Raw genomic sequence first — 8,114 nt, 5'->3', positions numbered from 1 at the left:
TATATCATCGAAAATCGGAATATATCATCGAAAACCGGAATATATCATCGAAAACCGGAATATATCATCGAAAATCGGAATATATCGGCGAAAATAGTAATATATCATCGAAAACCGGAATATATCATCGAAAATCGAAATATATCATCGAAAACCGGAATATATCATCGAAAATCGGAATATATCATCGAAAACCGGAATATATCATCGAAAACCGGAATATATCATCGAAAATCGAAACTTACCAATCGTAATGACTCATAAGACTAAAGGCAGGATAAAATATATTTGACAAATCAGTGACTTGTAACTTATATTATTACATGTAAGTAATTAAGTTACAATTAAGAATTCAATTAAGGGTTCAAAAACGATATAGGAGGAATTTGAAAATGAAAATAGGTATTATTGGTGCGAGCGGAAAAGCTGGAAGTATGATTTTAAAAGAAGCATTGACTAGGGGGCATGAAGTTACGGCTATTGTCAGGGATCAAGCCAAAGTCCAAATTCAAGGAGCATCCGTACAGGAAAAAGACCTATTCGATCTGAAAGCTGAAGATATTAAAGCATTTGATGTGGTAGTGAATGCCTTTGGTGCTGCACCAGGGAAAGAACATCTGCATGTCGATGCAGGAAAAACCTTAATTGACGCCATGAAAGGGGCTCCTCAAACTAAACTGATCGTTGTTGGCGGAGCTGGAAGCCTTTTCGTTGACGAGGCGAAAACGATACGTGTACTGGAAACACCTGAATTCCCGAAAGAATACTTTGCAACAGCATCTAATCAATCCAAGAACCTTGAGGATTTAAATAATGCCACTGGAATCCAATGGACGTTCATCAGTCCTTCAGCCTTCTTTGATCCGCAAGGAAATAGAACAGGTGAGTATAAACTGGGTAAAGACAACCTTCTTGTAAACTCAAAAGGTGAAAGTTATGTAAGCTATGCCGATTTTGCCCTTGCAGTACTTGATGAAATAGAAAAACCGCAACACATCAATCAACGCTTTACGGTTGTTGCCGAAGCTGAATAATTTGTTTGTAAGGTGATCCATTATAGTGGACATCAGCCCCTGTCTTAAGGCAGTGGCTGATGTCCAAGATCACCGAATCTATCGCCATCCCCTGATTATTGCCTCCATTCAAATTCAATTGATTATCCATCCCTAACAAACCTTTTTATGTTGAAAATATTGACTGATATCCATTTATTGCTGATAATATAGCGAAGAAAGTCCTATGAATGGCTTTTTTTTTATTTCAGTGATAACTGTTAGTCTTTAGCAGAACATCTAGATTTCCCAACAGGGAACCAGAAAGAAAGAAGGACAATGTGAAAATGGATTATAAATGTTCTTACCACTCATGGGTGAATTTCGAAGCCCTTGATGAGGAAATGAAGTCATTACTTAACAAGATGCAAGATGATGAAAAAAATATTGAAGATGCGTTTTATAAGAACTTGGAATTTGGCACAGGCGGTATGCGCGGGGAAATTGGGGCAGGTACCAATCGAATGAATCTTTATACAGTCCGCAAAGCAACATTGGGATTAGCCCATTATCTGCAATCGATGGGTGATGAAGCAAAACGCAGAGGTGTCGCGATTGCCTACGATTCACGTTTTAAATCACCTGAATTTGCCTTGGAAGCAGCCAAGACCTTGGCTACTGAAGGGATCAAGGCTTATCTATTCGATGAGTTAAGACCAACGCCGGAGTTATCCTTTGCCGTTCGAGAACTGAATGCCTATGCTGGGATCGTTATCACGGCAAGTCATAATCCCCCTGAGTATAATGGCTATAAAGTGTACGGACCAGATGGTGCCCAGCTTCCTCCGGCTACTGCTGATAAAGTGATTGAATTCGTGAATGCGATTGAAAATGAACTTGCCATTTCGGTAAAAGATGAAGTGGCATTGAAAGCACAGGGCCTCATTGAGATTGTCGGAGAGGAAATCGATGCCGCTTATAATGAAAAGTTGCTTACTGTGCCCGAAAACAGAAATCTAAGCGAAGAAGTTGATGTGACAGTAGTATTCACACCACTTCATGGCACAGCAAATAAGTCGGTTAGGCGGGCTTTAAAAGATCTGGGATACGATAAGGTACATGTTGTTAAAGAGCAGGAATTGCCTGATCCCAATTTTTCGACAGTCAAATCACCGAACCCTGAAGAACATGCAGCATTTGAAATGGCCATTGAATTAGGAAATGAGGTATCGGCGGACCTGTTGATCGCAACAGATCCGGATGCAGATCGGCTCGGTATCGCCGTTAAAAATAAGAATGGCGAATATGTAGTGCTTACAGGTAACCAAACTGGTGCACTAATATTGGATTATCTTTTAAAAGAAAAGAAATCGAAACGCACTTTACCTCCCAATGGAGTTGTCTTAAAAACGATAGTGACTTCTGAAATAGGCCGCAGGATCGCAAATGAATATGGCTTAGGGACCATTGATGTATTAACGGGTTTTAAATTCATCGCTGAAAAGATCAACGAATATGAGAAAAGCGGTAAGCACACATTCTTATTCGGGTATGAAGAAAGTTATGGCTATTTAATCAAGGATTTTGCCCGTGATAAAGATGCGATCCAAGCTGCCGTTCTTGCGGTGGAAGTGTGTGCCTACTATAAAAAGCAGGGCATGGACCTATATGAAGGTTTGCTAAATATATTTGAAAAGTACGGATATTACCTGGAGGGACTCCAGTCATTGACCTTAAAGGGGATCGAAGGCGCTGGGCAGATTCAAGGGATACTGAATCAATTCCGTGAGGATCCTCCAAAGCAAATAGCCGGAAAAGCTGTAACTGTGCAGGAGGATTATCAAAGCGGCATGAAGCTGACGGTGGGCACCGATAAGGAAGAAGTCATTGATTTACTTAAATCAAATGTAATTAAGTACTTCCTTGAGGATGGCACATGGGTATGCTTACGGCCATCTGGGACAGAACCTAAAATCAAATTCTATTTCGGAATCCAAGGTGAAACGATGGAAGAAGCCGAGCTGAAGTTGAACCTAGTCATGAATGCTTTCATGGAAAAAATTAATGGGATGATCAATAGTACTAAATAAGTCAGTCTTTGGACCTGACAGCCGTATAATCAAGAAAATAAGGCCTTTTCCTGATATTCGTTCGGGAAAGGGCCATGTTTACTTTATCAGACGTTCCGTTCCAAGCTAGAGACGGTGAATAGTGTCAATTTATGTGTCTATACAGTTGTAGATGAAAGATTTACCCAATAAGTTTTAAATTATGAAGAAATTGGTATATAATAAATAGGATATAAAAAGTATTGAATATACAAACATTTTAACAAAAAACCAGACTATGTTACTATTAATATGGTGATTAAGAAAAAATTGTAAATTATTTGGATTTAATTTTTAAAGTTGATATGGAGGAGTAACAAGAGTATGAAAAAAGTAAAAAAGGCTATAATTCCTGCAGCTGGATTGGGAACTAGATTTTTGCCTGCTACGAAGGCAATGCCAAAAGAAATGCTGCCAATAGTGGACAAACCAACTATTCAATATATTATAGAAGAAGCCGTGAAAGCGGGAATCGAAGATATTATCATTGTCACTGGAAAGAATAAACGTGCGATAGAAGATCATTTTGATAATGCATACGAACTAGAGAATAACTTGAGGGAAAAAGGGAAATTCGATTTATTGGAGAAGGTACAATACCCATCGAATTTAGCTAATATCCACTACATTAGGCAAAAAGAACCGAGAGGCCTTGGACATGCTGTTTGGTGTGCACGTAACTTTATTGGTGATGAGCCATTTGCAGTCCTTTTAGGCGATGACATCGTTCAAAGCGATGTGCCATCATTACGTCAATTAATCAACGAATATGATGCGACAGGTTCGTCCATCATTGGAGTGCAGCCAGTAAATGAGAATGAAACACATAGATACGGCATCATTGACCCGCTTACTCAAGAAGGCAGAAGATACGAAGTGAACCGATTCGTTGAAAAACCAGAACAAGGAACGGCACCATCCAATTTAGCCATCATGGGAAGATACATACTAACCCCGGAAATATTTGATTTCTTAGCTAAGCAGGAAACAGGAGCTGGCGGTGAAATCCAGTTAACGGATGCTATCCAAAAACTGAATGAAATCCAAAAAGTCTTCGCTTACGATTTTGAAGGAAAACGTTATGATGTAGGAGTTGTTGATGGCTTTGTGAAAACGACAATTGAATTTGCCCTTCAACGTCCTGATTTAAGAGACGACATTATAAAAGAAATGGAAAATATCCTCAAGATGCATAAAGCAGGAATCAGATAGACCATTTTAATTAGAGAAAACACCTATGTGATACTATCCCCTTTAGGTAGAGAGTGTACTAAGACCAGTAACAATTTTGGATTGTACACGACTGCCTGGAGGGGATTATTATGGCTAAAAGGGCTAAAGTGTGCGATCCAGGGACGCCCAATTCTTAAGACACGTGAGGTTTGTTGGGAGAACTTATAACGTAAAGAAGTCAGTTTAAAAAGAAAGGGTAAATATTATATGATTTTGGTCGTTGGCGGTGCAGGATATATTGGAAGTCATCTTGTAAAAGAGTTAGTGAATACAGAAGAGGTTGTCATTCTGGATAATCTCTCAACCGGTTTTCCTTCGCTGGTCGATTCGAAGGCCATCTTGGTAGAAGGTAATTTAGGGGACGAAGCGGTCTTGAATGAAATATTCCTTAAATATCCCATTAAAGCTGTAATGCACTTTGCTGCTAATAGCTTGGTTGGTGAGTCTGTCCAAGACCCTTATAAATACTATGATAATAATGTTGGTGCAACTCTTACATTAGTGAATACCATGCTCAAGCATGATGTTAGGAATTTCATTTTTTCATCAACGGCAGCTACTTACGGTATACCAAATGTGGATATGATTGATGAAGATCAGCCAACTGATCCGATTAATCCATATGGCCGCTCGAAATTGATGGTGGAGCAAATCTTAAGCGACTTTGCAAATGCATATGGACTCCACTATGTGGTTTTACGTTACTTTAATGCGGCTGGAGCACATGTGTCGGCAGAAATCGGTGAAAGTCATGATCCGGAAACACATCTGATTCCTATTATTTTACAGCATTTATTAGGTCAACGAGAGAAGATTTCCGTATTTGGTACAGACTATGACACGAAAGATGGCACCTGCATTCGTGATTATATTCATGTAACGGATTTAGCCAAAGCTCATATAATCGCGCTTCAAGCCCTATTGTCCGGGAAGAAGGATACGGCCATCTACAATCTTGGGAATGGAAAAGGATTTTCGGTTAAAGATGTAATCGACACTTGTGAAAAGGTCACAGGAGTGAAGCCGACCATAGAGTATGCAGACCGTCGCCCTGGAGATCCAGCCCGTCTGGTTGCTTCAGCTAATAAGATATATGAAGAACTTGGATGGAAAGCATCAATAGATTTGGAAGAGATTATTGAAAGTGCATGGAAATGGCATAAATCACAGATAGTTTAACAATTAAAAGTCGTTTCAGTCTGTAGACAAACTCGAAGAAAAGCGAGTTTGCCTGCAGTTTTTTTAGTTAAAAAACGTTCCATTTGATTTCGCCCGCCGACTGTATGCCAAGCCTCATCAAAGCACGCGTCTGTGGGATCTCGGCTAGCCAGTTATTCGTCCGTTCACGAATTTTTGCGTCCATCTGAAACGACTTAATTAAAAGTCTTTCTTTGTTATTCTAAGCTTGAAGAGCTTTCTGTATTGATTTTTTCATCGCTTTTACAAAGTTCTGACGGGTCTCATCAGTTAATTCCAGCAAGGAAAGATAGGGATTTAAATCTTCCAGTTCAACCAATAAAAGTTCACCTTGCTCATTCCGGCATGCATCAACTCGTTGAATCCCCCAATCAAGATTATTCCATTCAATAAATTGCTGGGCAAAGGCTAAATCTTTTTCTGTTGGTGTATATTCCTTTAATTCCCATCTTTTCGCTTTGTCTGGTGCATAAAGAGCATACTGAAATTCCTTATCGATAAAATAAAATGAAACCTCATACTCAAAGTTGATAAAAGGTTGTACCAATAGGTTCTTTGATTCTGAATCGATTTTATCTCCCAATTCATCTTTCGTGACAAATTCCAAACCGATGGAATCTGCACCATCTTTCGGCTTCACTATGTACAATGCTACATTAGGAAGTTTATTTAAAGAATCAAGGGTATCGATAGTTGGAATGACAGGAAATTGGGCATTCGTCAGTTCAATTAAGTATTCTTTCCCGTTCATATCAGCCTTTCCAATAAATGAATTATAAGTTTTCAAACCAGTAGCCGCTCTATTGCGGAATGCTTGATACTTATCTTTAAAATTTGCTACTGGACCAGCATTTCGAAATACAATTAGGTCAAAATCCTTTTCAAATGTTTCAGTGTCTTCAGGGTGACAAATGACCAATTGAAAATCTTCCCTAAGTTCCGAAGTAAGGAACAAATCCTCCTCATAATAATTTCTTCCTTTTGCTTCATAGTATAAATCTGTTACGAATAATAGTGTCTGCATTAGACCTTCACCTGCTTTGCCTTTATTTTCATTGATTTAACCAGGAAAAACAAAAAATCCCGTCTCTTTAAGAGACGAGATTCAAAAACCCGCGGTACCACTCTTGTTTAATGGAATGCTTAGAAAGCACATTGCTGTCCTTTATAAACATAATTGTATGTTGTCCCTTATAACGGAGGAAACCGGTAAAGCTTACTAAAGGTTCGGCTTTACTTCTCGGAGATGATCTTCGGTTATTATCTGGACACTGGCTTTCAGCAAAGCACCAGCTCTCTTTGGAACAGAAATATAACGTACTCTTTCTCTTCATGGAATGTTAAATAGATAATTTGAGTTATTGTATAATAGTCAGAAAAAAAAATCAATGATTATTACCAGCAGGAAAAACGGTTATTTCTCTTTATATAGGATGATTGGAAGGGATTTTATAAAGGACATAGAATTACTATTCAATAGAAACGTCAATCATTTAATAGGAGATGTTATATTTGAAAATGGCAAGGGTATTCCATTACGATGCGTTCAGTAATAAACCGAATAAAGGAAATCCGGCAGGTGTGGTTTTAGATGCGGATGGACTGACGGAAAAGGAAATGCAGGATATAGCGATGAAGGTGGGGTTCAATGAAACCGCGTTTCCCATTAAATCCGATATTGCCGATCTTAGAATCCGTTACTTTACACCAGGACACGAAATGAATCTTTGCGGACACGCCACAATGGCTACCATTCATGCACTGAAGACAAGGGGATTATTGGATAAAGATATGCTGACGATTGAAACGGGAGCGGGAATATTGCCAATCAAGATCCATTCGACGGTGGACCAAGATCTATACATAACGATGAAGCAGGCCACTCCGCAGTTTGAAGAGTTTAGCGGAGATAAGGGGGATTTAGCCAGTTCGCTTGGACTTGATATAGAAGATCTAGACGCAGAGTTACCTATTATTTATGGAAGTACAGGTTTATGGACTCTACTGATTCCGATTAAAGAACGCAATGCATTCAAAAAGATGAAGGCGAACAATAACCTGTTTCCGCAAATATTAAAGGAAATGCCCAGAGCTTCTGTTCATCCGTTTTGCTTGGAAACGTACGATCAGGATGCCCATATGCATGCTCGGCATTTTTCTTCGCCATTTTCAGGTACACTTGAGGACCCGGTTACAGGAACGGCTTCAGGTGTAATGGGTGCTTATTATGCAAAATACATAAAGAATGACCGTGAAAATCAGTTGCACCTGTTAATAGAACAGGGGAATGAAATCGGAAAGGATGGCAGAGTTCGCGTTACGGCCACAAAAAACCAAGACACCTATGATATTGAAATCACAGGGAATGCTGTCTATGTTAATGAATTTGAAGTGGAAGTCTAACGGTGAATGAAGGGGTACAAAGTAAAAGGGATGGGCGGTTGAATGATAAGCATATTTTAAAGAACCGTTCATTCCTTTTCATTTGGATGGGAAATATCATCTCTGAATTAGGTGCTGCCTTTGGGATCTTTTGCAATTCAATCCTTATCTTTCAGCTTACAGGCTCCACTATGGCTTTGGG

7 protein-coding genes and 1 other annotated feature are annotated in these 8,114 nt (G+C 39.2%); of the genes, 6 read left to right on the top strand and 1 reads right to left on the bottom strand.

The window, feature by feature from the left end:
- From N9I19_RS23330 to galE, 5 genes are all read left to right on the top strand, one after another.
- Positions 1 to 254: hypothetical protein (locus N9I19_RS23330; RefSeq protein WP_317779133.1), on the top strand; the 254-nt coding region annotated here is incomplete at its 5' end.
- A gap of 138 nt (positions 255 to 392) precedes the next feature.
- Positions 393 to 1,034: an NAD(P)-dependent oxidoreductase gene (locus N9I19_RS23325; RefSeq protein ID WP_317779132.1), complete on the top strand. Its 642-nt coding sequence runs from the start codon at positions 393 to 395 to the stop codon at positions 1,032 to 1,034.
- Between the two features lie 305 nt (positions 1,035 to 1,339).
- Positions 1,340 to 3,082, top strand: a complete 1,743-nt coding sequence (locus N9I19_RS23320) for a phospho-sugar mutase (protein ID WP_317779131.1) — start codon at positions 1,340 to 1,342, stop codon at positions 3,080 to 3,082.
- A 342-nt stretch (positions 3,083 to 3,424) separates the two neighbouring features.
- Positions 3,425 to 4,312: a UTP--glucose-1-phosphate uridylyltransferase GalU gene (gene galU, locus N9I19_RS23315; protein WP_089362753.1), complete on the top strand. Its 888-nt coding sequence runs from the start codon at positions 3,425 to 3,427 to the stop codon at positions 4,310 to 4,312.
- Positions 4,313 to 4,540: 228 nt separating this feature from the next.
- The gene (gene galE / locus N9I19_RS23310) at positions 4,541 to 5,512 is read left to right on the top strand and encodes a UDP-glucose 4-epimerase GalE (protein WP_089362754.1); all 972 of its coding nucleotides are present in this window, start codon (positions 4,541 to 4,543) and stop codon (positions 5,510 to 5,512) included.
- A 220-nt stretch (positions 5,513 to 5,732) separates the two neighbouring features.
- On the opposite strand, the gene N9I19_RS23305 is transcribed toward galE, so the two are convergent.
- Positions 5,733 to 6,554 (bottom strand): ATP-grasp domain-containing protein, encoded by an 822-nt coding sequence (locus tag N9I19_RS23305; RefSeq protein ID WP_317779130.1) that lies wholly within the window; start codon positions 6,552 to 6,554, stop codon positions 5,733 to 5,735.
- Between the two features lie 67 nt (positions 6,555 to 6,621).
- Positions 6,622 to 6,873: a binding site (T-box leader), on the bottom strand.
- A 169-nt stretch (positions 6,874 to 7,042) separates the two neighbouring features.
- On the opposite strand from N9I19_RS23305, the gene N9I19_RS23300 reads away from it, so the two are divergent.
- The gene (locus N9I19_RS23300) at positions 7,043 to 7,933 is read left to right on the top strand and encodes a PhzF family phenazine biosynthesis protein (RefSeq protein ID WP_317779129.1); all 891 of its coding nucleotides are present in this window, start codon (positions 7,043 to 7,045) and stop codon (positions 7,931 to 7,933) included.
- Positions 7,934 to 8,114 lie beyond the last annotated feature (181 nt).

Origin of the sequence: Peribacillus sp. CSMR9, assembly GCF_033141925.1 — a bacterium.
GTDB lineage: Bacteria > Bacillota > Bacilli > Bacillales > DSM-1321 > Peribacillus > Peribacillus simplex_A.
Note: the sequence above shows the minus strand (reverse complement) of the source record. Positions and strands in the feature narration are given on the sequence as shown.